The 25355-nt window shown below is 66.4% G+C and carries 20 protein-coding genes; 8 read left to right on the forward strand and 12 right to left on the reverse strand.

What is annotated here, in order from left to right:
- Window positions 1–13: 13 nt before the first annotated feature.
- The 4 genes from HFK18_RS19110 to HFK18_RS19125 form a co-directional block, all read right to left on the reverse strand.
- On the reverse strand, window positions 14–1525 hold the full coding sequence (locus tag HFK18_RS19110; RefSeq protein ID WP_180167505.1) for a NosD domain-containing protein: 1512 nt from the start codon (window positions 1523–1525) through the stop codon (window positions 14–16).
- Between the two features lie 501 nt (window positions 1526–2026).
- Complete coding sequence (locus HFK18_RS19115) at window positions 2027–3592, reverse strand: YdiU family protein (protein ID WP_180167506.1); 1566 nt, start codon at window positions 3590–3592, stop codon at window positions 2027–2029.
- Window positions 3593–3623: 31 nt separating this feature from the next.
- Window positions 3624–4313 carry a glutathione S-transferase gene (locus HFK18_RS19120; protein ID WP_180167627.1) on the reverse strand — a complete coding sequence of 230 codons (690 nt, stop codon included), beginning with the start codon at window positions 4311–4313 and terminating at the stop codon, window positions 3624–3626.
- Between the two features lie 167 nt (window positions 4314–4480).
- Window positions 4481–4690, reverse strand: coding sequence for a cold-shock protein (locus HFK18_RS19125; protein WP_025875108.1), 210 nt, complete (start codon window positions 4688–4690; stop codon window positions 4481–4483).
- A 304-nt stretch (window positions 4691–4994) separates the two neighbouring features.
- Between HFK18_RS19125 and HFK18_RS19130 the strand changes: the two genes are divergently transcribed.
- Window positions 4995–5483 (forward strand): YaiI/YqxD family protein, encoded by a 489-nt coding sequence (locus HFK18_RS19130; RefSeq protein ID WP_099821241.1) that lies wholly within the window; start codon window positions 4995–4997, stop codon window positions 5481–5483.
- A gap of 13 nt (window positions 5484–5496) precedes the next feature.
- Here the strand turns inward: HFK18_RS19130 and HFK18_RS19135 are convergent, their stop codons facing one another.
- Window positions 5497–6366 (reverse strand): pseudouridine synthase, encoded by an 870-nt coding sequence (locus HFK18_RS19135; RefSeq protein WP_180167507.1) that lies wholly within the window; start codon window positions 6364–6366, stop codon window positions 5497–5499.
- Between the two features lie 180 nt (window positions 6367–6546).
- On the opposite strand from HFK18_RS19135, the gene HFK18_RS19140 reads away from it, so the two are divergent.
- The 3 genes from HFK18_RS19140 (at window position 6547) to HFK18_RS19150 (ending at window position 10437) form a co-directional block, all read left to right on the forward strand.
- Window positions 6547–7095, forward strand: coding sequence for a YaeQ family protein (locus tag HFK18_RS19140; RefSeq protein ID WP_033830883.1), 549 nt, complete (start codon window positions 6547–6549; stop codon window positions 7093–7095).
- Entirely contained in the window at window positions 7092–8276 is a 1185-nt protein-coding gene (locus tag HFK18_RS19145) for an NAD(P)/FAD-dependent oxidoreductase (protein WP_180167508.1), read from the forward strand. The genes HFK18_RS19140 and HFK18_RS19145 overlap by 4 nt, the downstream gene beginning before the upstream one ends.
- 91 nt (window positions 8277–8367) lie before the next feature.
- The gene (locus HFK18_RS19150; RefSeq protein ID WP_180167509.1) at window positions 8368–10437 is read left to right on the forward strand and encodes an EAL domain-containing protein; all 2070 of its coding nucleotides are present in this window, start codon (window positions 8368–8370) and stop codon (window positions 10435–10437) included.
- Between the two features lie 112 nt (window positions 10438–10549).
- On the opposite strand, the gene fabV is transcribed toward HFK18_RS19150, so the two are convergent.
- The 6 genes from fabV to queA form a co-directional block, all read right to left on the reverse strand.
- The gene (gene fabV / locus HFK18_RS19155) at window positions 10550–11809 is read right to left on the reverse strand and encodes an enoyl-ACP reductase FabV (RefSeq protein ID WP_180167510.1); all 1260 of its coding nucleotides are present in this window, start codon (window positions 11807–11809) and stop codon (window positions 10550–10552) included.
- A 687-nt stretch (window positions 11810–12496) separates the two neighbouring features.
- Window positions 12497–13477 carry a protein translocase subunit SecF gene (gene secF, locus HFK18_RS19160; protein WP_180167511.1) on the reverse strand — a complete coding sequence of 327 codons (981 nt, stop codon included), beginning with the start codon at window positions 13475–13477 and terminating at the stop codon, window positions 12497–12499.
- A gap of 15 nt (window positions 13478–13492) precedes the next feature.
- Window positions 13493–15349, reverse strand: a complete 1857-nt coding sequence (gene secD, locus HFK18_RS19165) for a protein translocase subunit SecD (RefSeq protein ID WP_180167512.1) — start codon at window positions 15347–15349, stop codon at window positions 13493–13495.
- A gap of 61 nt (window positions 15350–15410) precedes the next feature.
- Window positions 15411–15755 carry a preprotein translocase subunit YajC gene (gene yajC, locus HFK18_RS19170; RefSeq protein ID WP_089240484.1) on the reverse strand — a complete coding sequence of 115 codons (345 nt, stop codon included), beginning with the start codon at window positions 15753–15755 and terminating at the stop codon, window positions 15411–15413.
- A gap of 136 nt (window positions 15756–15891) precedes the next feature.
- A complete protein-coding gene (tgt, locus tag HFK18_RS19175) occupies window positions 15892–17022 on the reverse strand; it encodes a tRNA guanosine(34) transglycosylase Tgt (RefSeq protein ID WP_180167513.1) in 1131 nt (376 codons plus the stop codon).
- Between the two features lie 137 nt (window positions 17023–17159).
- Window positions 17160–18191, reverse strand: a complete 1032-nt coding sequence (queA, locus tag HFK18_RS19180) for a tRNA preQ1(34) S-adenosylmethionine ribosyltransferase-isomerase QueA (protein WP_099820217.1) — start codon at window positions 18189–18191, stop codon at window positions 17160–17162.
- 246 nt (window positions 18192–18437) lie between these two features.
- On the opposite strand from queA, the gene HFK18_RS19185 reads away from it, so the two are divergent.
- Complete coding sequence (locus HFK18_RS19185; RefSeq protein WP_100552290.1) at window positions 18438–19934, forward strand: aminotransferase class III-fold pyridoxal phosphate-dependent enzyme; 1497 nt, start codon at window positions 18438–18440, stop codon at window positions 19932–19934.
- Between the two features lie 201 nt (window positions 19935–20135).
- Entirely contained in the window at window positions 20136–20729 is a 594-nt protein-coding gene (locus HFK18_RS19190) for a TIGR00730 family Rossman fold protein (protein WP_025875132.1), read from the forward strand.
- A gap of 19 nt (window positions 20730–20748) precedes the next feature.
- On the opposite strand, the gene HFK18_RS19195 is transcribed toward HFK18_RS19190, so the two are convergent.
- Complete coding sequence (locus HFK18_RS19195; RefSeq protein ID WP_180167514.1) at window positions 20749–23595, reverse strand: EAL domain-containing protein; 2847 nt, start codon at window positions 23593–23595, stop codon at window positions 20749–20751.
- A 247-nt stretch (window positions 23596–23842) separates the two neighbouring features.
- Between HFK18_RS19195 and HFK18_RS19200 the strand changes: the two genes are divergently transcribed.
- Window positions 23843–24361, forward strand: a complete 519-nt coding sequence (locus tag HFK18_RS19200) for an RNA polymerase sigma factor (RefSeq protein WP_218946912.1) — start codon at window positions 23843–23845, stop codon at window positions 24359–24361.
- Window positions 24358–25341: a hypothetical protein gene (locus HFK18_RS19205; protein ID WP_180167515.1), complete on the forward strand. Its 984-nt coding sequence runs from the start codon at window positions 24358–24360 to the stop codon at window positions 25339–25341. Before HFK18_RS19200 ends, HFK18_RS19205 begins: the two co-directional genes overlap by 4 nt.
- The last annotated feature ends 14 nt before the right edge of the window (window positions 25342–25355 follow it).

The raw sequence follows: 25355 nt of genomic DNA on the forward strand, positions 1-25355 counted from the left end.
CTCGTGGAGGTGGTCAGCGCAGCGACAGCGGCGCACTCAGGGGGGAGGTCGCGCCCTGCGCCGAGGTGACCGTGGCGGTCAGGCTGCCGGCAGCGGCAGCGTCGGTCCCTGCACCGAGTGGAAAGGTGAAGCTGCCCTGCCCCTGCGCGTCGGTGCGTGCTTCCACGCTGCCCAGCACCCACTCCGCCTCGTTGCCGGCGGCGGCGCGGTTGCCGAACACTTCCACCTGGTAGCGGGTATCAGGCACACCCTGGAAACGACCGGTCAGCTGGCGCTGCGCACCCTTGCCCTGCACTACGGTCAGCTGCGGCGCGGCCTGGCCGAGGTTCGGCAGTGGCTGGCAGCCGGCCTGGCCGGCAGCGGTGCAGATGCGCGCACGCTTGGACGCATCGTTGTCCACGCCACGCCCACGGGAGCCGACGAAGCTGGCGTGCTCCAGGCCCGGCACACCGAACACGATGGCGCCACGTGGCTGGCCCTTCACGCAGGCGCCGCCGGCTTCGCAACGCTCGATCGGCAGGCCGTTGCCGTAGATGCGGTTGCCGGTGAAGCGGTTCGGCGCACTGACCGGCTGCGGGCGCACGCCGATGCCGATGCCATTGCCGGTGATGGTGTTGCCGTCGACCACGTTGCCGCTGCCGGTGATGCTCAGGCCCAGCGAGTTGCCGGTAAAAGTGTTTGCCGCGATGTAGTTGCGGTTGCCCCAGTTGATCTGAAGGCCATCGGAGTAATCGACGAAGCGGTTGTGGACCACGCTGTTGTCGTTGCCCCACAGGATCTCGATGCCCTGCGAGGGTTCCGGGTTGGCACTGGTGGACTGGAACAGGTTGTCGGCGACCAGGTTCCAGGCCGCGCCTCGGGTCAACTCGAGGCCGTCGCCGTTATCAAGGAACAGGTTGCGCACGATGCGGTTGTGCACGGTGGTGATGGCGGTGGACTGGCCCTTGCCGTCATCACCGGTGAGCATGATGCCGGCACCGCCCTTGTTGGCGACGATGCGGTTGTCATGGATCTCGTTGTGGCTGGAGCGGTTGACCAGCACGCCGATGCAGAAATTGCGGATCTCCAGGCCGGCCAGCTCCACGCCCTGGGTATCGCGCAGGACCAGCCCCGGCAGCGTGGTGGTGCGCACGTTGGTACCCGACTGGCCGGGTTCGGCGCCCGGGCAGGCATCGGTGCCGGTGCCGGTGACGTAGGCCGAGCCATCAATAGCGACGTACTGGCCATCGCGTGCCCACGACGTGCCGATGATCTGCACCGGGCCCTTGATTTCCGGCAGCGGCGAGGCGGGCTTGATGACATAGGGCGCGGTGCCTACGGTGTCGATCTCGATGCGGTAGCGGCCGGGTGCGCCGTTGGCGGTAGTGATCGCCCAGCGCAGCGAGCCGGCGTTGGCGTCGTCGGCGTAGCGGTCCACGCGCAGCACCTGCGGGGCCTCGCGCGGCGGTTCTGCCTGGTAGGCCAGCGCCAGCGACGGCAGCATGGCAAGCAGGGACAGGGAAACAATGGACAGACGACGGCGCATGCGATCACTCCGCACAGGTGAAGGAGAATCCTGCGGTCTTCCCCTGCACCTGGCTTCAGCACCGGACCGGCTGCTGCCCTCGCCCCGCCAGGGGTGGATCGCTTGGACTGCTGTGAAACTGTGGAAGTGAAATTAGGTTTATCGCACTGCACCATTCAAGTGCGGTAATCGACTGCGCGTGCGAATATCGCACTGAATGGGTACTACCTTCGTTGTAGGGCATGTTGTTTGCCGGGCTTGGAGCCCTGCACCTGCTTGGAGCCAGAGCAACAGATCTCGAAACAGATCGGGGGGCAGATCCGGCAGATCGCGGCCAACTGTCGAAGGAGGCGCACTGTGGGTTTGCGGGGTGTGAGCGGCATGGATGCCGCGACCAAGCCTCCATGGATGGGTTTACGGCGTCCCCGCAAACCCACAGTGCCCCGCCATTCCACAGGATCCCCGCTGTTGCTGTTGCTCCGGCCTCGGCGGGTGCAGGGCGCAGCCCTGCAAAAGAAAACCCTACGAACTGCAGGACAGCATCGAACAGCCGGCGCGATTGTCGGCCCACGCCGGGCGCTTGCCGGCGTAATGCTCCAGCCCCGGGCGTTCGGTGTACGGATCACGCAGTACGTCCTGCAGGGCGTGCACCCCGCCCAGGTCGCCCTGCTCGGCGCGGTCGATTGCTTCCTGTGCCAGCCAGTTGCGCAGCACATACAGCGGATTGGCTGCGCCCATCTTCGCGAACCGCTCTGGTGCCGACAGTGGATCGGCACGCAGTCGGGCCGCGTAATCCTGCAGCCACTGCTGCAGAGGTTCCTGCACCGCGTGCTGCCGCTCGGGGTCGTAGAAGACTTCGGCCAGTACCCCCGCATCGGGTGCATTGGCATCGATGCGCATCAGCGCACGCCATGCCAGGGTCATGTCCATGCCACCGTCCTGCATCAGCTGCTGCCAACGCTGGTAGAGCTGCAGATCGGCATCGTCAGCCGCTGCCAGACCCAGCTTGGCCGCCACATCGCGACGGGTGCAGGCGACAAAGGTCGCCTGGTAGGCGGCCAGCCCTGCCTGCAGCGGCTGCACGTCGGCGAACAACGGCGACAGCGCCTGTGCCAGACGGCTGAGGTTCCAGTACGCCACCTGCGGCTGGGTGCCGAAACGATAGCGACGCCCCTGCGCATCGGTGGTGTTCGGCGTCCAGTCCGGATCGAAGTCTTCGACCCAGCCATAGGGGCCGTAGTCCAGGGTCACGCCGAGCACCGAGAGGTTGTCGGTGTTCATCACCCCATGCACGAAACCGACGCGCATCCAGTGCGCGATCATCTCTGCGGTGCGCACGGCGATCTGTGCGAACCAGTCGCCATAGAGCGCTTCGCCCTGCCCTTTCAGTTCCGGGAAATCGCGGGCGATGCAGGCGTCGACCATCTGCTTCAACAATGCGGTCTCGCCACGTGAAGCAGGCAGTTCAAACGAACCAAAACGCAGGAACGAGGGCGATACCCGGCAGACGATCGCGCCGGGCTCCGCACGCGGATGACCGTCATAGAACATGTCGCGCACCACGTCCTCGCCGGTGCCGACCAGCGACAGGGCGCGGGTAGTCGGCACGCCGAGGTGATGCATCGCCTCGCTGCACAGGAATTCACGGATCGACGAGCGCAGCACTGCACGGCCATCGGCGCCACGCGAGTACGGCGTTGGCCCGGCGCCCTTCAACTGCAGTTCCCAGTGCCTGCCATCGGCGCCGATCAACTCGCCCAGCGAGATGGCGCGACCATCACCCAGCTGCCCGGCCCAGTGCCCGAACTGGTGGCCTCCATAGTTGGCCGCCCACGGCTGCATGCCCGCATACAGCGCGTTGCCAGCGAACACCTGGGCGAAGCCTTCATCATCGACCTGCGCAGGATCGAACCCGAGCATCGCGGCAACCTCCGGCGACCACGCCAGCAGCACCGGCGCTGCTACAGGTGTCGGCATCACCGGCGACCAGGCCGCACCCAGCACTTCGCGTCGGCGCGGGCCGGACTCGGGATCGCCCGGCAGCAGAGTCAGCAGGCGGTTGTCGAACTGGGGAGCCGTGGTATCCATGAGCACAGCATGGGGGCGGCGACGGCCGTCCTCAATCGCCGCGCAGGGCCTGCAATGCGCCACCGTGCGCCTCGGCACGCTGGTAGGCCGGACGCTCGCCGATGCGCTTGAGGAAGCCACGCAATGCCGGCTTGTCGTCCAGTCCGCCGCCGCGTGCGGCCGCTGCCTGGATCGGGAAGCTCATCTGGATGTCCGCGGCGGTGAAGCGCTCGCCGGCAAACCACGGGCTTTCGGCCAGACGCCGTTCCATCCAGTCCAGATGCAGGCGTCGCTGCGGGCCGACGAAACCGCGCTCGGCCTTGTCGGCGATGCTGCGGGCGATCGGCCGCGCGAAGAACGGCATCGGCGCGCTGCGGATGCGGCTGATCACCAGCGTCAGCAGCATCGGCGGCATCGCCGAGCCTTCGGCATAGTGCAGCCAGTAGCGGTAATCGATGCGCTCTTTGCCATCGGCCGGTACCGGCGACGGCGACAGCTGGCGATGCACGTCGTAGCGGTCAACCAGGTAGTCGAGGATGGCGCCGGATTCGGCGAGGATGAGATCGCCATCCTGCAGCACCGGCGCCTTGCCCAGCGGATGCACCTGGCGCAGTTCCGGCGGCGCCAGCATCGTCTTCGGGTCGCGCGGGTAGCGGCGCAGCTCGTAGTCCAGCCCCAGCTCCTCCAGCATCCACAGCACGCGCAGCGAACGGGAGTTTTCCAGATGATGGACGATGCGCATGGGGACGATGCGCATGGGGACGATCCTTGGGGAGGACTGCATCGTACCGTGCCAGGTGCATGCCCTTTGTAGAGCCGAGCCTGGCTCGACGCTGCAAGAAGCCCATAACGAAAAACGCCGGGAGCTTTCGCTCCCGGCGTTCTGGCTACCAAACGGTAGCAGACGGATTAGACCGCCTGCACCTGGTCAGCCTGCATACCCTTCTGACCCTGGACGGCGACGAAGGTAACCTTCTGGCCTTCCTGCAGGGTCTTGAAGCCGGTGCCCTGGATCGCGCGGAAATGCACGAACAGGTCCGGGCCGCTTTCCGGGGTGATGAAGCCGAAGCCCTTGGCGTCGTTGAACCACTTGACAGTGCCGGTCTGACGATCAGACATATTTACTAACTCCTGAAACACATGTTGAAAAAAATCGCAGCCACCGGGTATCGGGGCCGAGACTGAGTTGCAGGCGTTGGTAAAGCGGATCGATGAGCGGATCGTGAGATCAACTGCACCAGGCCACGATTCACGGTGACCCTAGCAAACACAGTGGGCCAGACGATACGCGTGTTTTGAGTAAAAAGCGATAGCCTTGATATTCAGCGACAAATGGCCGGTCCCTAGGCAGGGCAAGGGGTTGCACCAGATCGAGGCTAAACCCGGGCCCCCATTCAGGTTTTTCCTACCCTACACTGGGTAAATGACTGAAGCTGAAACCCGAGCTGAACCCCTGCTCCCCCGCATCTGGGTGGACGCAGACGCCTGCCCCGTCGTCATTCGCGACATCCTGTTCCGCGCCGCTGAACGGGTCGGTGTGGAACTGACCCTGGTCGCCAACCAGTGGATCCGCACCCCACCCTCGCGCTGGCTGCGTTCGATCCAGGTGCCGCAGGGACTGGACGTGGCCGACAGCGCCATTGTCGAACGGGTGGCCGCCGGCGACCTGGTGGTCACCCAGGACATCCCGCTGGCCGCCCTGGTGCTGGAGAAGAAGGGGGTGGCCCTGAACCCACGCGGCCAGCTGTACACCCCCAACAACATGGCCGAGCGGCTGTCGATGCGCAATTTCATGGAAGAACTGCGAGGCGCGGGCGTGCAGACCGGCGGACCGCCTCCTCTGGGCGCGCGCGACCGCCAGCTGTTCGCTGCCGAGCTGGACCGCTGGCTGGCGCGCCGCCCGAACAGGTGAATCCAGCTGCACCTCAGCCGGAAACGCTCAAGGTGCGCGCACTGCGGAAGCTGCGCCGCTGGCCCGTAAGCGGATCATCGAAGGCCAGTGCCTGCGCCAGCAGCTGCAACGGCGGCTCGCCCTCACCCTGCGGCCGGTCCTGCAGCTGCGGGTAGAACCCGTCGCCCAGGATCGGCGCACCGAGCGCAGCCATATGGACGCGCAGCTGATGCTTGCGTCCGGATTCCGGCACAAGCCGGTAGCGCCAGACCGGGCCGTGCGCATCGATGACCTCGATACGGGTCCGCGCATTCGGTTCGCCGGGACCTTCGACCATACGGAAGAACGGCTCCCCTGGCTGCAGCCGGCTGTGCCGCTCCAGCGGAAACCGCAGATCGGGCAAGGCCTGTGCCAGCGCCTCGTAGGTCTTCTCGATGCGGCGCTCACGGAACAGGCGCTGGTAGGCGTCGCGCGTTTCCGGCCGGGTGGAAAACAGCACCAGGCCGGCCGTCAGCCGGTCCAGCCGATGCAACGGCACCAGATCGGTGTTGCCGGTGCGTTCGACCAGGCGCGCCAACAGGGTTTCGCGCACGAAGGCACCGGCAGGCGCGGTCGGCAGGAAGTGCGGCTTGTCAGCCACCAGCAGGTGCGCATCGTGATGCAGGATGGTCTCCACGAAGGGAATCACCGGCTCGTCGGCCACTTCACGGAAGTAGCGGATCTCCAGCCCCACCTGCCACGGCATGTCGGCCGCCAGCGCCCTGCCCTGCGCGTCCTGCACCCGCCCCCGCGCGAAGCGGCTCTCCCACTGCAACCGGTCGATGCGCGGGAAGCGCGCGCACAGCCCCTCCAGCAGGGAAACCCAGTTACCGGGCGGCAGCTGCAGTCGGCTGGGCGTGGTCATGGCGCGGTCGTGGCGCTGTCGATCTGCAGCCGGCGCGGACGTGAACGGGACATACGACAGGGCAAGCCGGAAGAATCAGGGCGGCCAGCGTGCCACCGATCACGCCCTGCCGACACCCCCATACCGGACACCCCCGGGGCAAACCTCTATCATTGACGGTCTTTACCCCTCTGGATCTTCATGGCCCTCACCGCCACCATCCGCAAGGCCGAACTGCAGATCAGCGACATGGATCGCGGCTACTACGCGACCCACAACCTGACCCTGGCCCAGCATCCGTCTGAAACCGACGAACGCCTGATGGTGCGCCTGCTCGCCTTCGCGCTGAACGCTGGCGACCGCCTGGAGTTCGGCCGCGGCCTGAGTACCGACGATGAGCCGGACCTGTGGGAACACGACTACACCGGCGACATCCTGCAGTGGATCGACCTCGGCCATCCGGACGAGTCGCGCATCCGCAAGGCCAGCAACCGCAGCCGACAGGTGCAGGTGGTCAACTACGGCGGCAATGCGTCGGACATCTGGTGGCAGAAGCAGAGCAAGGGCCTGGCACGCTTCGACAATCTGTCGGTGGTCGACCTGGACGGCGGATTCGTCGATCTGTGGGGCCAGCAGATCCAGCGCGCGATGCGCTGGAGCGTGCTGATCCAGGACGCCGAAGTGCAACTGCTCAACGATCAGATGCAGCTGGACGTGATCCCCAACTGGCGAAAGCGCGCCAAGGCATGAGCACGATCCGCTGCGACGTGCTGGTGATCGGTGCCGGCGCGGCCGGGCTGATGACCGCGATCACGGCGGGCCAGCGAGGCCGGCATGTGCAGGTGATCGACCACGCCAACAAGATCGGCAAGAAGATCCTGATGTCCGGCGGTGGCCGCTGCAACTTCACCAACACCGGCACCACCCCGGCCAACTTCCTGTCGGCCAATCCGCATTTCTGCAAGTCGGCGCTGGCGCGTTACTCGCCGTACCACTTCATCGAGATGGTCGAGCGCCACGGCATCGCCTATCACGAAAAAGAGCTGGGCCAGCTGTTCTGCGATGTGTCATCCAAGCAGATCGTGAAGATGCTGGTGGACGAGTGCCAGCAGGCCGGCGTGCAGATCCGCACGCAGTGCAGCGTGGAGCGCATCGAGCACGGCACTGACGGCTTCCGCGTGCACACCACGCACGGCCTGTTCCATTGCGCCTCGCTGGTGGTGGCCACCGGCGGCCTGTCCATTCCCAGTCTTGGTGCAACCGGGTTCGGCTATGAGATCGCGCGCCAGTTCGGCCACCAGCTGCTGCCCACCCGCGCCGGCCTGGTGCCGTTGACCCTCAGCGGCACCCACCAGGAGCGCCTGGCCGAGCTCAGCGGCGTCGCCCTGCCGGTCGAGGCCAGCTGCAACGGCACGAGTTTCCGCAACTTCATGCTGCTGACCCATCGTGGCGTCAGTGGCCCGGCCATCCTGCAGATTTCCTCGTTCTGGCAACCCGGTGACGCGCTGTCGCTGGATCTGCTGCCCGGCCAGGATGCCGCCGGATGGCTGCGCCAGATGAAGCGCGAACGACCCGCCGCGGAACTGCGTACGGTGCTGGGCGATGTGCTGCCCAAGCGGCTGGCGCAGCGCCTGTGCGAGCACTGGCTGCCTGACCGCCCGGTACGTCAGCTGGACGAGCCGGACCTGCGCAAGGCAGCACAGGTGCTTTCAGCATTCCCACTGGTGGCCAGCGGCACCGAGGGCTACCGCACCGCCGAAGTCACCCTTGGCGGTGTCGATACCAACGAAGTCTCTTCGTCGACGCTGGAATCCAAGCGCGTGCCTGGCCTGCATTTCGTCGGCGAGGTGCTGGACGTGACCGGCTGGCTGGGCGGCTACAACTTCCAGTGGGCCTGGGCCAGCGGGCACGCAGCCGGCTGCGTGGTGTGAACCGCATCGCCGTTCCGGGCACGCAAGCGTTGCGCGCATGGACGCGCCGCCACGCATCGTGTATCTAGATTTGCAGATTGGGGAGCAGTGCATGCAGAACGCGAACGACATCACCATCCGCCTGCTGATCGTCGATGACAGCGGCGAGAACGCCGAAGCCATCGTCAGCACCCTGCGCAACAGCGGCATCGCCGTGCGCCCATGGCGCCCGCAGGACTCGGCCGAGCTGTCGCAGGTACTGGCCAGCCAGGCGATCGACCTGGTGCTGGCGGCGCCCTCGCAGAGCATCCCGCTGCCACTGGTGGCCCAGCACATCGCCGCCAGCGGCAAGGACATCCCGCTGGTGCTGCTGGCCGAGCGCATCGACGAGGACGAACTGGTACAGGCCAGCAGCAACGGGGTTCGCGCCCTCGCCCTGCGCCAGCGCGCCGAACACCTGCTGGCGGTGGTCCGCGACCAGTGGGTCGACCTGCAGGCACGCCGCGGCCTGCGCCGGATCGAAGCGCAGATGCGCGAGACCGAGCGTCGCTGCGACGCGCTGATCGCCTCGTCGCGTGAACCGATTGCCTATGTCCACGAAGGCATGCACATCCGCGCCAACGATGCCTACCTGGAGATGTTCGGTTACGAGGATTTCGAGGAGGTCGAAGGCATCTCGCTGCTGGACATGGTCGCCGCCCAGCACGTGGATGATTTCAAGCAGCTGCTGAAGTCACTCAGCCGCGGCGAAGCGCCACCACCGCAGTACCAGCTCGACGCCCGCCACCAGGACGGCAACGCTTTCCCGGCGACGATGGAGTTCACCGCAGCCACCTACGAGGGCGAATCCTGCCTGCAGGTGGTGTTCCGCCGGCGCATGGAATTCGACCCGGAGCTGGCACGCGAGGTCGAAGACCTGCGCCAGCGCGACCAGGTCACCGGCCTGCTCAACCGCCCGACCTTCATGCTGCAGGTCGAGGACGCGGTTGCACAGGCCGGGCGCAGCGAGGGGCAGTTCGGCCTGCTGATGGTCGAACCGGATCATTACGCGCGCCTGATCCCCGATATTGGACTGGCCTCGGCCGACGCCCTGATCGGCGCCCTCGCCGCCTTGCTGGCCGAGGTCGTTGGCGAGGATGCGCAACTGGCCCGCTTCGGCGAACACAGTTTCGCCGTGCTGCAGTCCGGTCCCTATGCACAGACCGTGGCACTGGCCGAGCGAATCCGCGAAGCCTACGCCGCGCACGTCTTCAGCATCGGCGCGCGCTCGGCCACGGTGACCGTCAGCATTGGCGGGGTGCAGGTGGGCGAGAAGATCGCCAGCATCGGCCAGGTGCTGGCGCGCGCCAGTGAATGTACACAGGCCGCTGCCGCGCTCGGCAATACCTGCCGTATCTTCGACCCGGCCGCTGTCGATCGCGTGGAAGAAGAGCGCGTGCAGCGCTGGGTCGCGCGTATCCGCGAGGCCTTGGCAGGCGATGGCTTCCAACTGCATTACCAGCCGGTGCTGAACCTGCAGGGCGAGTCGCTGGAGCTGTATGAAGCCTACCTGCGGCTGGAACACAACGGAGAGTTGCTGAGCCCGACCGCCTTCCTCGGCATTGCCGAAGAACACGGCCTGCTGGCGGACATCAACCGCTGGGTCGTCTCGCAGGCGATCACGGTACTGGGCGCGCGTGCGCGCGAGGGTCATCCGACGCAGATGCTGGTGAAGGTCACGCCGGAATCGTTCGACGATCCGAAGATGATCGCCACGCTGCGCCAGCAGTTGCAGGCACACGGCGTACCGGGCGAACGCCTGTGGCTGCATGCGCCGGAGTCAAAGGTGTTCACCCACCTGCGCAGCGCCCAGCAGTTCCTGGCGGAAGTAGCACCTCTCGGCTGCCGGATCGGTCTGGAGCAGTTCGGCTCGGGCCTGGATTCGTTCCAGCTGCTGGCCCACTTCCAGCCGCAGTTCCTCAAGCTCGATCGCGGCTTCACCAGCGACCTGGCCGCCACCCGCGAGAACATCGACCGGGTCAGCCAGATCACCGCACGCGCACAGGAAGCCGGCATCCGCACCATGGCCGAGTTCGTCAGCGACGCCAACTCGATGACACTGCTGTTCAGTGCCGGCGTGGATTACGTGCAGGGCGATTTCGTCGGCCCGGCAGCGCCGGCGATGAACTTCGAGTTCGGTTGATGCCTCTCTGTAGAGCCGAGCCATGCTCGGCTGCAGGGTCCAAGCGAAGAGCAGCCGAGCATGGCTCGGCTCTACATAATCAAGAAGGCCGGCTTGCGCCGGCCTTTTTCCATCAGGTCAGATCGACCAGATTGGCGATCTTCACGTCCGGGTTGACGTCGGCTTCGTAGTCGACGCCTTCGACACCGAAACCGAACAGACGCAGGAAATCGGCCTTGTAGCCGGCCAGATCGCTGATCTCGTACAGGTTCTCGTTGGTCACCTGCGGCCACAGCGCCAGCACCTCACCCTGCACCTCGGCCGCCATTTCCTTGTAGTCGGCGCGCAGGCGACCTTCTTCATCGATCAGCGCGACGGTGTGGCCCTCGCCATCAACCAGATCGTGCCGCAGGCGATCGACCGCCACGCCATCGGCCTTGGCGCCGTACAGGATGTCGTACAACACGTCGAGCTGCTCGATGCAGCCTTCGTGAGTGCCCTTCTCCTTCATCACCTTGAACAGCAGCGACAGGTACAGCGGCATGGTCGGAATGGCCGAGCTGGCCTGGGTCACCACTGCCTTCAGCACCGACACGCGCGCATCGCCGCCGATCTTGGCCAGCTTCTCGCGCAGGCCCAGCACCTTGTCGTCCAGATCCTTCTTGGCGGCACCGATGGAACCATTCCAGTAGATCGCCTGGGTGATCTCTTCGCCCACGTAGGTGAAGGCCGTGGTGGTGCAGCCATTGGCCAGCACGCCGGCATCGGCCAGCGCGTCGATCCACATCTGCCAGTCCTCACCGCCCATCACCGCGACGGTGCCGGCGATTTCTTCCGGAGTCGCCGGCTGCAGGTGGGTCTCGGTCAGCACTTCCTTGTCGGTATCCAGGCCACGCAGGGTGATCGGCTCGCCGATCGGCTTCAGCGTGGAGCTGATGATCTCACCGGTCTTGGGGTGCTTGCGGCGCGGCGCAGCCAGGCTGTAGACCACCTGATCGACCTGGCCGAGATCGGCCTTGATCATCTCGATGGCCTTCGCCTTCACCTCGTCGGAGAACGCATCGCCGTTGATGCTCTTGGCATACAGGCCCGCTTCGTCGGCGTACTTGTGGAACGCCGCCGAGTTGTACCAGCCCGCCGTGCCCGGCTTGGTTTCACTGCCCGGACGCTCGAAGAAGATACCCAGGGTTGCAGCGCCACTGCCGAAGGCGGCGGTGATGCGCGCGGCCAGGCCGTAGCCGGTCGAGGCGCCGATCACCAGTACGCGCTTGGGGCCGTTCTGGATCGGCGGACGCGCACGGATGTAGTCGATCTGCTGCTTGACGGCGGCGTCGCAGCCGGTCGGATGGGTGGTGACGCAGATGAAGCCGCGGACGCGCGGTTTGATGACCATGAAGACCTCGGGTTGGCAGATGCGGCGCACGGGGCGCTCAGCAGGAATACGGGCACGCGTGTGCGCGCGAACCGCAGGATCGTAGTGCGCAGGGGCCGATTGCACAACCGACGCTGGCGTAGGGTGGTGGTGTTCTGCAGGGTTGCACCCTGCACCTGCAGAGGCAACGACAACGGCCGAAGCAACGTCAAAAGCTGGGGTACTGAGGGATGGCGGGGTGGGTCCGGTTGCGGGGGACGCCGTAAATACGTCCCTGTAGGCTTGGCCGCGGCATCCATGCCGCGGACACCCCCGCAACCGGACCCACCCCGCCTTCGACAGTCTTCCGCGATCTGTCGGAACAGCTCTTGGGGTCAGATCCGTTTTCCGAAGGAAAACGGATCTGACCCCAGAATTGTTTCGATATCTGACAGATGTGTCGACCAAGGTCGACACCTACCCACAGCCGTGGGGATCTGTCAGAGGTGGGGCGGTGTCGGATTGCGGGGTGTCAGCCGCATGGATGCGGCTGCCAAGCCTACAGGGACGTACTTGCGGCGTCCCCGCAATCCGACACCGCCCCGCCCCACCACGGATACTCGCCTTTGACGTTGACGTTGCTCTGGCCTCTGCAGGTGCAGGGCGCAGCCCTGCCAACAAAAAACCCCGCTTGCGCGGGGTTCTCTGTGTACTGCGTGCAGCGGAGGCTTACGGACGACGCTCCAGGGCTTCGATGTCCTTGGCCTTGGGCAGCAGATCCTGCTTGGTCACGCGCAGGGCACCCACGGTCAGCATCGGCACGGCGACCAGGATCGAGGACAGCACCACGATCACCGCACCGATCATGTGCGTCTCGGCCAGGCCTTCCATCGAGCTGCCGCCGTACAGGTACAGCGCCAGCGCAGACAGGAAGAACATCACCGCAGTGATCACCGTACGCGACAGCGTCTGGTTGATCGAACGGTTCAGCACTTCCATCGGCTCCACGCGCAGGCTGCGGAAGTTCTCGCGGACACGGTCGAACACCACGATGATGTCGTTGATCGCAAAACCCATCACCGACAGCAGGCCGGCCAGCACGGTCAGGTCGAACTCGCGGCCGAGCAGCGACACGTAGGCCACCGTCACGATCAGGTCGAACATGGCCACGATGCTGGCGGTGACCGCGAACTTCCATTCGAAGCGCACCGCGATGTAGATCAGGAAACCCGCCAGCATGAAGATGGTGGCGTACAGGCCATTCATCGCCAGGTCCTTGCCGATCTGCGGGCCAACAAACTCGTTGCGCAGCACGGTGGCCTGGTTGTCCGCCGAAGAGACCGCCTTGACCACGGCCGCAGCAGTGGCCTTGTCCTCGGCAGACGCGCCACCGGTACCCGGAGCGTGTTCACCGTGCGGGGCCAGGCGGATCAGCAGGTCGGTGTTGCCACCGACGCTCTGTACCTGGGCGCCGTCGAAGCCGTTCTGCTCAAGCTTGCTGCGGACGTCCTCGACGTCCACCGCATGCTCGAAGCGGGCTTCGATCAGGGTGCCGCCGGTGAAGTCCAGAGCGTAGTTGAAGCCCTTGAAGCCGATGATGCCGATCGATGCCAGGAACACGATGATCGTGACGACCATCGCGACATGGCGCCAGCGCATGAAGTCGATCTTGGTATCGTTCGGGAGGATGTGCAGCGGAAACAGTTTCATGTGCGTGTCGTCCCGTCAGATGGCCACGTTCTGGAGCTTCTTGCGACGGCCGTAGATCAGCGTCGCCAGTGCACGCGATACGGTGATCGCGGTGAACATGGAAGCGAAAATACCGATGATCATGGTCAGCGCGAAGCCCTTCAGCGGACCGGTACCGAATGCGAACAGCGCCACACCGACGATCAGGCCGGTCAGGTTGGCGTCGAGGATGGTGCCCGATGCCCGCTCGTAACCGGTCACGATCGCGGTCTTGCCCGGCACGCCGGCACGCAGCTCTTCACGGATACGTTCGTTGATCAGCACGTTGGCGTCGACCGACAGACCGACCGACAACGCCAGACCGGCAAAGCCCGGCAGGGTCATGGTTGCGCCGAACAGCGACATCACCGCCACAACGATCAGCAGGTTGAACAGCATCGCGATCGAGGTGATCAGGCCGAACATGCGGTAGTAGATGGTGAAGAACACCAGCGTGAACATGAACGCGTAGACCACCGCGGTGATGCCGTTCTTGACGTTCTCCGCACCCAGGCTCGGGCCGACCACACGCTCTTCGACGAAGTCCATCGGCGCAGCCAGCGAGCCCGACTTCAGCAGCTTGGCCAGGTCTTCGGCTTCCTTCTTCTGCAGACCGGTGGTCTGGAAGTTCTTGCCGAACACGCCGTTGATGTTGGCCACCGAGATCACTTCCTCGTTGACCTTGAAGCCACGCACTTCCTGGCCGTCAACCACGGTCACGGTCGGCACGCGCTCGGTGTAGACCACTGCCATCGGCTTGTTCACGTTGGCGCTGGTGAAGTCGAACATGCGCTGGCCACCGACGTTGTTCAGCGTCACGCTGACTGCAGGGGTGCCACTGGTGGAGTCGGTCACCGCCTGCGCGGCCACCATCTGGTCACCGGTGACGATCACGCGCTTGTTCAGCAGCACCGGACCGCCGTTGTCACGACGCTGGTAGACCTTGGCTTCCGGCGGGATACGACCCGACGCGATGGCATCCTGCGCGTTGCCATCCACAACCGCCCGGTATTCCAGGGTGGCGGTGGCACCGATCATGCGCTTGGCTTCGGCGGTGTCCTGCACGCCCGGCAGCTGCACCACCACGCGGTCGGCGCCCTGGCGCTGGATGATCGGCTCGGACACGCCGAGCTGGTTTACGCGGTTGCGCAGGGTGTTGATGTTCTGCTCGATGGCGCCGTTGGCGATCTGCGCGATCTCGGCTTCCGGAATGGACACCGTGATGCGGTTGCCGCTGACGTCGTAGCCGAGCGTCGGCTGCGCCTTGGCCAGCGCGGCGCGGGCACGGGTACCGGCATCTTCGCCGGCCGACGGGCTCAGGTTGGCGACGATGGTGTTGTCGGCACGACGCTCCACCGACTGGTAGGCGATGCGCGCATCACGCAGGGTGCTGCGCACGTCTTCGGTGTAGGCATCCAGGCGCTTGTCCAGCGCGGCCTTCTGGTCGACCTGCAGCACGAAGTGCACACCGCCCTGCAGATCCAGGCCCAGCACCATCGGGCGACCGCCGAGCTTGGCCAGCCAGTCCGGCACGGTAGAGGCCAGGTTCAGGGCCACCGTGTAGTTCTCGCCCACGCTGTCACGCAGCGCATCGCTGGCGGCGGACTGCGACTTCAGGTCCGACAGGCGGACGATCAGGCTGTCCCCTTCCTTCTCTGCGCCGAGCGTGGTGACACCGGCCTTCTTCAGGTCGGCCAGCACACGGTCACGCAGCGCATCGTCGATCTGGCCGCCACGGTTGGCGGTGATCTGGATGGCCGGGTCCTTCTGGTAGATGTTGGGCAGTGCGTACAGCGCGCTGAGCGCCAGTACGATCACGATGACGACGTACTTCCAGCGTGGAAATTCGAGCATTGCTTGGGTCCCGCGCGGCGCCATCCCCGGCGCCGCGGTTGTGCTTCAGAAAGGGAGTGGCTTACTTGGCCGAATCCAGGGTGCCGGTCGGCAGCACGCTGCCGACAGCGCCCTTCTGCACGCGGATGCGCACGTTCTCGGCCACTTCGACGGTGACGAAGTTGTCGCCGATATCGGTGACCTTGCCGGCGATGCCGCCGTTGGTCAGCACTTCGTCGCCGCGCTTGATCTTCTCCAGCATGGACTTGTGCTCCTTCTGCCGCTTCATCTGCGGGCGGATCATCAGGAAGTACATGATGGCGATCAGGATGATCGGGAACAGCAGCGTGGTCAGGCCCATGCCCTGCGGTTGGCCGCCAGCGGCCTGGGCGTGGGCGGCGGGAATCAGGAAGGCAAGCAGGTTCATCGTTGGTCCTTTGGTTGGGCGGCGCTTCGGCCGTTTCACGGGCACGAGGTGTCGACCGCGGATCTGGGTCAGCCTTGAAGTATGCCACGGCCCCGGGCATTCGTCCTTGGGCCGTTTGGCAGGGGGTGCTGCGGGTTTACAGGGGCGGCGCTACCGCCCCGCGTGCTGCGTAAAAGGACTCGCGGAAGGCCAGGAAGGTTCCCGCCTCGATGGCCGCGCGGATGTCGGCCATCAGTTTTTCGTAATAGAAGAGGTTGTGCTGGGTGCCCAGCATCGGCGCCAGCATCTCGTTGCAGCGGTCCAGATGGCGCAGGTACGAGCGGGAATAGCCGCCGGCGCAGGCCACGCAGCCACAGCCCGGCTCGATCGGGTCCATGTCCCGCGCGTACTGTGAATTGCGAATGCGGACGGTGCCGAACGAGGTGAAATAGTGGCCGTTGCGCGCATTGCGGGTCGGCATCACGCAATCGAACATGTCCACGCCACGTGCGACACCCTCGACCAGGTCCTCGGGGCGGCCGACGCCCATCAGGTAGCGCGGACGGTCGGCGGGCAATTCGGGGTCCAGATGGTCGAGCATGGCGTTGCGCTCGTCTTCCGGCTCACCCACGGCCAGGCCGCCGATGGCATAGCCGTCGAAGCCGATCCCCTGCAGGGCCTCGGCCGAGCGGCTGCGCAGGTCCGTATGCACCCCGCCTTGGACGATGCCGAACAGGGCCGCGTCGTTGCCGAGTTCATCATGGGCGTTGCGGCTGCGCTGGGCCCAGCGCAGGCTCAGCTCCATCGAGCGGCGGGCGACGTCCTCGGTGGCCGGGTACGGCGTGCACTCGTCGAAGATCATCACCACGTCCGAATCGAGCACCTTCTGGATCTTCATGCTCTCTTCCGGCCCCAGGAACACGCGGGCACCGTCGGTCGGCGAGGCGAAGGTCACGCCCTGCTCGGTGATCTTGCGGCGGTGGGCCAGCGAGAACACCTGGAAGCCGCCGGAGTCGGTCAGGATCGGGCCATCCCAGCGGCAGAAGCCGTGCAGGCCGCCATGGTCGGCGATGATGTCCAGGCCCGGGCGCAGATACAGGTGGAAGGTGTTGCCGAGGATGATCTCGGCGCCCAGTGCCCGCACCTGGTCCGGCAGAATGCCCTTGACCGAGCCATAGGTCCCCACCGGCATGAAGGCCGGCGTTTCCACCGTGCCGCGCGGGAAGGTCAGGCGGCCACGGCGGGCGCGGCCATCACGGGTCTGGAGCTGGAACTGCAATCGGGACATGGAGCGGTCATTCGGGCAAATAGTCGCCCATTGTCTCCCAAAACCGCCTTTTCTGCTCCGGTAGCGCCGGACCATGCCCGGCGGATGACCCGCAACTCCGCCACGCCGGGCATGGCCCGGCGCTACCCACCTCAGCCCTACCCCGCCTGCGGGAACAGCAGCATCGCGTCGCCGTAGCTGAAGAAGCGATAACGCTGCTCGATCGCGTGCTGGTAGGCCTCGAACACCCGCTCCTTACCGGCGAAGGCCGAGATCATCATCAGCAGCGTGCTTTCCGGCAGGTGGAAGTTGGTCACCATCGCGTCGACGCTGCGGATCCGGTAGCCCGGGGTGATGAAGATCTGCGTTTCGCCGGCGAACGGCAGCAGTTCGCCATCGCGCATCGCGCTTTCCAGCGCGCGCACCACGGTCGTGCCCACGCCGATCACCCGGCCACCGGCCGCACGCGTGCGCCGCACCTGCTGCACCAGCTCGGCACCGACGTTCAGCCACTCGCGGTGCATCACGTGGTCCTTCAGGTCATCGGCGCGCACCGGCTGGAAGGTGCCCGCGCCCACGTGCAGGGTGACGTGGCCGAAATCCACGCCCTTGTCCTTCAGTGCCGCCAGCAGCGCCTCATCGAAGTGCAGGCCGGCGGTCGGCGCCGCCACCGCGCCCACTTCGCGGGCAAACACGGTCTGGTAGCGCTCGCGATCGTCCACGCCCGGCTCGCGCTGGATGTAAGGTGGCAACGGCAGCCGGCCAGCGTGCAGCAGCCACTGTTCCAGCGACTCCGGCACATGGAACTGCAGCACATAGAACTCGCCATCGCGGCCCAGCACCTCGGCTTCGCCTCCGGCATCCAGGGCGATGCGGCTGCCGGCCTTCGGCGACTTGCTGGCACCGACCTGGGCCCGGGCCTGCTGGCCGCCGAGCAGGCGCTCGATCAGGATCTCCACGCGGCCACCGCTGGCCTTCTGCCCGAACAGGCGCGCCGGAATCACCCGGGTGTCGTTGAACACCAGCAGGTCGCCCGGCTGCAGCAGCGACGGCAGGTCGCGCACCTGTAGATCGGTGAAGGCAGCCGGAGCCGGCGGCACCAGCAGCAGACGGCTCGCCGAGCGTTCGGCCAAGGGTGCCTGGGCGATCAGTTCGGCCGGCAGGTCGTAATGGAAATCGGACTTCTTCAAGGCAGTGGACGGCAACAGGTCGACAATGGCGCGCATTGTACGTCCAGCGTCTGCGAGCCTGCGCAGCGGACCTCGAACGTCGCGCAAAATGCTGCTATGCAGCAGTCTTTTGCGGGGTTATCGCGCAAAAAAACAAGTGCTAGCATCGACGAGGAAGTCCGCTGCACGAGCCCGCCCCAAGCGCGCGTAAAGACGCGCGTTTTGCTTTTGAAGGCCCGTGCGACCCAACGTTTCAGGAGATCTGCAATGAGCTTCATCGAACGCCTCGCCCCCCTCCGCGCCCAGCCCGGCACCCGCCTCACCAACGGCCTGGATGACGCAACCCTGACCGCCCTCGCCGCCAACCATCCGCAACTGGTTGCCGCAGTCGATGCCGCTGCTGCCGAATTCGCGCGCGTGCAGGGCGAGCTGGGGCCGCTGCTGGCACAGGATGAGCAGGCGCAGATCGATGCCATGCAGGACGGCTTCGTCAATTTCTACGCCGATGATGCGGTGACCCCGTACGTGGCGCTGGCCGCACGCGGCCCGTGGGTGGTCACCCTGAAGGGCGCGGTGCTGTATGACGCCGGTGGCTACGGCATGCTCGGCTTCGGCCATACCCCCGATGCGGTCATGGAGGCGATGTCACGGCCGCAGGTGATGGCCAACATCATGACCCCCAGCCTGTCCCAGCAGCGCTTCATCACCGCGCTGCGGGCCGAGATCGGCCACCGTCGTGGCGGCTGTCCGTTCACCCGCTTCATGTGCCTGAATTCCGGCTCCGAAGCGGTTGGCCTGGCCGCGCGCATCGCCGACGTCAACGCCAAGCTGCAGACCGACCCGGGCGCGCGCCATGCCGGTGCGGCGATCAAGCGGGTGGTCATCAAGGGCAGCTTCCACGGCCGTACCGACCGCCCGGCGCTGTATTCCGATTCCAGCCGCAAGACCTACATGCAGCACCTGGCCAGCTACCGTGGCGAGGAGTCGGTGATCACCGTCGCCCCGTACGACGAGGCCGGGCTGCGCAAGGTGTTCGAGGATGCCGCGCAGAACAACTGGTTCATCGAAGCGGTGTTCCTGGAGCCGGTAATGGGCGAAGGCGACCCGGGCCGCTCCGTGCCGCCTGCGTTCTATGCGTTGGCCCGCGAACTGACCCGCGCCCATGGCAGCCTGCTGCTGCTGGACTCGATCCAGGCTGGCCTGCGCGCCCATGGCGTGCTGTCGGTGGTCGACTATCCGGGCTTCGAAGGCCTGGATGCGCCGGACATGGAAACCTATTCCAAGGCGCTCAACGCCGCGCAGTACCCGCTGTCGGTGCTGGCGGTGACCGAGCACGCCGCGCAGCTGTACCGCAAGGGCATCTACGGCAACACCATGACCAGCAACCCGCGTGCGCTGGACGTGGCCTGCGCCACCTTGGCCCAGCTGACCCCGCAGGTCCGCGCGGCGATCTCCGAGCGCGGTGCTGAGGCCGTGCGCAAGCTGGAGCAGCTGAAGAACGAGCTGGGCGGCCTGATCACCAAGGTGCAGGGCACCGGCCTGCTGTTCTCCTGCGAGCTGGCCCCGCAGTTCAAGTGCTATGGCGCCAATTCCACCGAGGAATGGCTGCGCCAGCACGGCATCAACGTGATCCACGGCGGCGAGAACTCGCTGCGCTTCACCCCGCACTTCGGCATGGACAGCAGCGAGCTGGACCTGCTGGTGGGCATGGTGGGCCGCGCGCTGCGTGAAGGGCCCCGCCGCGAGCAGGCTGCCGCTGCGTAACCGCAGACCCTCGTAGAGCCGGGCACTGCCCGGCTGAAGGCCGACGGGCTGGCGGTGATCTGAACGAAATGCCGCCGGGCATGGCCCGGTGCTACAGAGAACATCGGTAAGGCCTCATAATTGCCCGGACACCCCGCCCTGCGACCGGCTTCACTGGTCGACCGCGGGGCGTTTTCGTTTCCGGCCAAGACAGGAAGATCCATGAAGTCGATCTGTGTGTACTGCGGTTCCAACGCTGGCAGCAAGCCGGTCTACACCGAACGCGCCATTGCGCTGGGCGACCGCATCGCCCGCGACGGCATGCGCCTGGTGTACGGCGGCGGCAATGTCGGCCTGATGGGCACCGTGGCCAATGCCGTGCTCGCCGCCGGCGGTGAGGTCACCGGCGTGATTCCGCGCCAGCTGGCCGACTGGGAAGTGGCCCATCGCGGCCTGACCGAACTGGAGATCGTCGGTTCGATGCATGAGCGCAAGTCGCGCATGTTCGATCTGTCCGATGGCTTCGTCGCCCTGCCCGGCGGCTTCGGCACCATGGAAGAGATCTTCGAGATGCTGACCTGGCGCCAGCTCGGCATCGGCAACAAGCCCTGCGCATTCCTCGACGTGGACGGCTTCTACGCACCGCTGATCGGCATGATCGATCGCATGGTGGAAGAGCGCTTCCTGCACCCCGAGCAGCGCCAGGACCTGTGGTACGGCTCGGACATCGAAGAGATGCTGGCCTGGATGAAGAACTACCAGCCGGCCCAGGCCTCGAAGTGGATCGACGAGAAGCGCCGCGCGGCGCTGCGTTGAAGACTGCGTGCGCGGTGGCTCAGGCCGCCGCGCGCGTCCACGGTGCCGGCCGGCCCAGCAGGTAACCCTGGCCGTAGTCGCAGCCGAGCTCAAACAGCGTGTCACGCTGCGCCTCGGTCTCGATGCCTTCGCCAATTGTCTCGATGCCCAGCGTGCGGGCCAGTGACAGCACGCCCTCCACCAGCGCGCGCGTACTCTGCGCCTCCGGCCCGTGCAGGCCGGCAATGAAGCTCTGGTCGATCTTCAACGTGCTGATCGGGAAGCGGTGCAGGTAGGACAGCGCCGAGAAGCCGGTACCGAAATCGTCCAGCTGCACCTGGATGCCGCGTTCGCGCAGGCCCTTGAGGATGTGCAGCGTATGCGGACCATCGTCGAGCAGTGCAACCTCGGTGATTTCCAGGCGCAGCCGCTGTGGGTCAGCGTTGCACGCCTCCAACAAGCCATACAGCCGCCCACTGAACTCAGCGGAGCGGAAATGCCGTGGCGACACGTTGACTGAGACATAGCCACGCCCGCCGTCGGCAAGGCCGGCAATGACCTGCTCGTAAATCAGCCAGTCGACCTGTTCGATCAGGCCACTTTCCTCGCCCAGTTCCAGGAACGCGCCCGGCAGCAGCAGGCCGCGGCGCTCGTGCTTCCAGCGCAGCAGGGCTTCGTGGCCAACCACTTCGCCATCGGACAGGCGCACGATCGGCTGGTAGAACGGCACGAAATCACGGTTGTTGATCGCGCGCCGTAGGTCGGCCTCAAGATCCAGGCTGCGCAACGCCTGCTCGCGCATCTCCTCATCGAAGATCGAGCAGCGGTCGTGGCCCTGCGCCTTGGCCCGGTACATCGCCGCATCGGCATCGCGCAGCAGCTCCTCGCCGGTGCGGTAGCGCGGGTTCCACAGGGCGATGCCCAGGCTGCCGGAGGGAAACAGCTCCCGACCGGCGATCCACATCGACTCCTGCAGTGCCAACAACAACCGCTGGCCGAAATCCAGCGCCTGCGCCAGCCCGTCCGGGCATTGCAGCAGCACGGCGAACTCATCGCCGCCCAAGCGCGCAACCACGTCGTTGTCACCCGCCATCGATACGATGCGCTTGGCCACTTCCACCAGCATGCGATCGCCGGCGGCGTGGCCGATGCTGTCGTTGACCAGCTTGAAGCGGTCAAGGTCCAGGAACAGCACCGCGAACACCGGGCCGCCTTCGCGCCGGGCCAGCGCGAGCGCATCCTGCAGCCTGTCCAGCAGGTGCAGGCGGTTGGGCAGCCCGGTCAGCGCGTCGTGCATGGCCTGATGGGTGAGGCGCTGCTCGGCGCGAAGGCGTTCGCCGATCTGGCCCAGCAGCTTCTCGTTGACCTCGCCCAGTTCGCGGGTGCGCTCTTCCACCCGTTTTTCCAGCTCGGCATGCGCCGAGCGCAGGCGCTGCTGGTCGCGCTGGCGCGCAAGACCGGTGCCGATGTTCTGTGCGACAAAAATCAGCAGGCGCTGGTCATGCACACTGAAGGCGATCTGCTCGGTGTAGCTCTGCACCACGATCGCGCCGACCACTTCGTCGTCGCGCAGCAGCGGCACACCGAGCCAGCACTGCGAACGTGCGCCGGATTCACGTACCTCGCCGGTTTCCAGCAGCGCATCGATCTGTGCACGCGAGGCCAACAGGGGTCGCCGATGACGGACCACATATTCGGTCAACCCTCGGCTGAACGCGCGCGGTGCACGACTCGCGTTGTGCTCGTCTACCGAATAGACGAAATCCAGCCCATCGCCCTCGGCATTGACCAGCGCGATGTAGAAGTTGCGCGCATCCAGCAAGCGCCCGACCACGCCGTGGACCTGCCCGTAGAACTGCGCCAGGCTGTCGGCCGACATCGCCATCTCGGCAATGTTGTACAGCGCGGTCTGCAGCTGCTCTGCACGACGGCGCTCGGCCACTTCATCCTGCAGGCTGAGATTGGCGCGCTGCAGCTCCTGCGTGCGCCGTTCCACCTGCTGCTCCAGCCGCACCTGCGCCTGGCGACGATCCATGGCGGTCTGCACGTGCTGGGCGACAAAACCCAGCAGCGCCCGTTCGGCTTCGCCGTAGCGGTCGGCGTGCTCGTAACTCTGCACCACGATCGCACCACACACGCGGCCATCGCGCAGCATCGGCACGCCCAGCCAGTCCAGGCTTTCCGGGCCGCGCTGCGGGTCGTGCTCCTGGTCTACCCGCGCCAGCAGTTCGCGCGAAGGCCCGCTCAGCGGCCGGCCATGCCGCAGCAATGCCACGGTCAGGCTGCGCGGCATCTGGTCGATGTCGTAGCTCTGTGCAGGATCGGCAACGAAGTCATCTACCTGGTCGGCGAAGTACAGGAAGCGGATCTGCCGGCGGGCATCGTCATACTCGACGATGTAGCAGTTCTGCGCATACATCAGCGTGCCCAGTACGCCATGGACGTGGCGCAGCATCTCGCCCATTTCCAGGTCGGCACCGGCCAGGTCGGCAATCTGGAACAAGGCCTGCTGCAACCGCTCGGCCTGTTCCAGCGCCTTGATCTGACCCGCCTGGCGGTCGCGCTGCAAGGCCAGCTCCATCGCCTGCCGGGCCAGCCCCCACCAGGCCGGGGAGGGTGTCGCCCCGCTCACCGACAGAAGCAGCCGGGCGCCGTCGTACTCCCAGCCATGACGGCCTTCGGCATGGTCGGCCAACGGCTGCCAGACGTCCTCGCCGCCGCCACCGATCGGCCAACCGCCCTGCCCGCTGCCGAGCTGCGGATCGTCCCAACCGACGCGCACGACCGCCGTTTCCGGCAGCAGCGCATGAAGCGCGCGCACCAGCGCCGCGCTCAGCACAGGCTCGTTGTGTGACGCTTCCAGCGCGCGGTCGGCTTCGGTGGACAAATGACGTTCTCTTGGCGCCGCCTGAGCGCCGCCTCCCCTGAATTACCGAGCATAACGCGCCACCCGGGGGGCAATGGAAGCCCGGTAACCCCGAAACGTGCCGTCGGGCGTTTTTCCTGTCGATCCTCTCCTGATTCCCGCCGTGACCGTCGCCCTGTCCCACGCCATCGCCGGCTATGCGCCACCGCCTGCAGGGCTTACCCTGTACGACGTGGATGCCAGCGCCCTGCCAACCGATGAAGCCTTGATGCTGGCCTGGGCCGCCGGTGACGTGCACGCGTTTGAAAGCCTGTATGCACGTCATCGCAAGCGCCTGTTCGGCTTCCTGCTGCGGCAGCTGCGCGACACCGCGCTGGCCGAGGAGATGTTCCAGGACGTCTGGCAACGGGTGATCAGCGCGCGGGCCGGCTGGCAGGCCGACGCGGCCTTCAGCACCTGGCTGTTCCGCATCGCCCACAACCGCCTGAACGACCACTGGCGTGCCGCCCGCCATCGCCCTGCTGCACCGGCCGATGCCGATCTGCGCCTGGCTGCGCTGGAGGATGGGCAGACCCCGGAAGCGGAACTGTCCGAATTCGAACAACGTCGCCGCATCCAACTGGCGATGGAAGAGCTGCCCGCAGAACAGCGTGAAGTGCTGCAGCTGCGGCTGGAACAGGAACTGAGCCTGGAGGAGATCGGCCAGATCACCGGCGTTGGCCGGGAAACCGTGAAATCGCGGCTGCGCTATGCGATGGACAAGCTGCGTGCGGGACTGAACGCATGAACCGAGACGATCCCCTGACCCCGGAAGAACGCGAGCTGGCACGCCTGCTTGGGCGACGCGCCGAACAGGGCCCTCCGCCGGCGCTGGACGCCGCGATCCTGGCCGCTGCGCGTGCGGCCGTAGAGGCGCCGGCCTCTGAGGCGACTCCGCTGCCGGCGGCACCGCGCACGCTGCGCCCGCGCCGCCGCTGGCCGGCCGTCTTCGGCGTGGCCGCATCGACGGTGTTCGCCGTGGGCATCGCCTGGCAGATGCGTCCAGAGCCGCCGTCGGCCCCTGCGGAGGCGGTTGCCACCGCGCCGGCTGCACAGGAAATGGCCGCCGATGCGAACGCCGAAGGCATGTCCTACGACAGCGCGGCCGCCGATGTCGCAGCCACCGAACCGGCACCTGCACCGACAGCAGCACCTGCGGCCGCTGAGGCAGCGCCTGCTCCGGCACCGGCCATCGCAGACGTGCCGAAACCTGCGCCCGTGACACCGCGGCAGTTGCCTGCCCCGATGATGGCGCCAGCACCGCCACCTGCGCCCACCGCCGACACAGCCTTTGCCGCGCCTGCGATGCCTGCGGCAGCGCCGCCCGCACCCGAAGCCTATTCGGCGCCTGCGCCGGCCGCCGCGCCTGCGGTTCCTGCCGCGGCGATGAGGGCGCGCAAGGCCACTGCGGCGACGGCAGAATCAATGTCCTCCGCACAGGCCACGGCCGAAGACCGCATCACGCTTACTGCAGCCAAGCAGGACGCAGCTGGCAGAACCGCGCCTGGTGTCATGCGCCGCGCCAGCGATGCCGGCCTCAGCGCGGAGGCCGTGCAGGCCGAAGTGCAGGCCGACGCCGGGCTGCCCCGCCGGCAATGGCTGCAGAAGATCCGCGAGCGTCGCGACGCCGGCCAGCGTGACCTGGCCCGGGCGAGCCTGGAACGCTACCTGCAGACCTATCCCGAGGCGCGACTGCCAAAGGATGTGCGGCCATTGCTGGACGACTGAGGCACGTCGGCGGC

It is taken from the genome of Stenotrophomonas sp. SbOxS2 (assembly GCF_013416715.1).
GTDB classification, from domain to species: domain Bacteria; phylum Pseudomonadota; class Gammaproteobacteria; order Xanthomonadales; family Xanthomonadaceae; genus Stenotrophomonas; species Stenotrophomonas lactitubi.

What these genes read in the sequence shown, in the direction of transcription:
- HFK18_RS19205 (WP_180167515.1), top strand. Translation starts at nt 24,358, where the DNA reads ATGAACCGAGACGATCCCCTGACCCCGGAAGAACGCGAGCTGGCACGC.
- HFK18_RS19110 (WP_180167505.1), bottom strand. Translation starts at nt 1,525, where the DNA reads ATGCGCCGTCGTCTGTCCATTGTTTCCCTGTCCCTGCTTGCCATGCTG.
- HFK18_RS19140 (WP_033830883.1), top strand. Translation starts at nt 6,547, where the DNA reads ATGGCCCTCACCGCCACCATCCGCAAGGCCGAACTGCAGATCAGCGAC.
- HFK18_RS19135 (WP_180167507.1), bottom strand. Translation starts at nt 6,366, where the DNA reads ATGACCACGCCCAGCCGACTGCAGCTGCCGCCCGGTAACTGGGTTTCC.
- HFK18_RS19130 (WP_099821241.1), top strand. Translation starts at nt 4,995, where the DNA reads ATGACTGAAGCTGAAACCCGAGCTGAACCCCTGCTCCCCCGCATCTGG.
- secD (WP_180167512.1), bottom strand. Translation starts at nt 15,349, where the DNA reads ATGCTCGAATTTCCACGCTGGAAGTACGTCGTCATCGTGATCGTACTG.
- HFK18_RS19125 (WP_025875108.1), bottom strand. Translation starts at nt 4,690, where the DNA reads ATGTCTGATCGTCAGACCGGCACTGTCAAGTGGTTCAACGACGCCAAG.
- HFK18_RS19150 (WP_180167509.1), top strand. Translation starts at nt 8,368, where the DNA reads ATGCAGAACGCGAACGACATCACCATCCGCCTGCTGATCGTCGATGAC.
- secF (WP_180167511.1), bottom strand. Translation starts at nt 13,477, where the DNA reads ATGAAACTGTTTCCGCTGCACATCCTCCCGAACGATACCAAGATCGAC.
- yajC (WP_089240484.1), bottom strand. Translation starts at nt 15,755, where the DNA reads ATGAACCTGCTTGCCTTCCTGATTCCCGCCGCCCACGCCCAGGCCGCT.
- fabV (WP_180167510.1), bottom strand. Translation starts at nt 11,809, where the DNA reads ATGGTCATCAAACCGCGCGTCCGCGGCTTCATCTGCGTCACCACCCAT.
- tgt (WP_180167513.1), bottom strand. Translation starts at nt 17,022, where the DNA reads ATGTCCCGATTGCAGTTCCAGCTCCAGACCCGTGATGGCCGCGCCCGC.
- HFK18_RS19200 (WP_218946912.1), top strand. Translation starts at nt 23,843, where the DNA reads ATGCTGGCCTGGGCCGCCGGTGACGTGCACGCGTTTGAAAGCCTGTAT.
- HFK18_RS19185 (WP_100552290.1), top strand. Translation starts at nt 18,438, where the DNA reads ATGAGCTTCATCGAACGCCTCGCCCCCCTCCGCGCCCAGCCCGGCACC.
- HFK18_RS19120 (WP_180167627.1), bottom strand. Translation starts at nt 4,313, where the DNA reads ATGCGCATCGTCCATCATCTGGAAAACTCCCGTTCGCTGCGCGTGCTG.
- HFK18_RS19115 (WP_180167506.1), bottom strand. Translation starts at nt 3,592, where the DNA reads ATGGATACCACGGCTCCCCAGTTCGACAACCGCCTGCTGACTCTGCTG.
- HFK18_RS19145 (WP_180167508.1), top strand. Translation starts at nt 7,092, where the DNA reads ATGAGCACGATCCGCTGCGACGTGCTGGTGATCGGTGCCGGCGCGGCC.
- HFK18_RS19190 (WP_025875132.1), top strand. Translation starts at nt 20,136, where the DNA reads ATGAAGTCGATCTGTGTGTACTGCGGTTCCAACGCTGGCAGCAAGCCG.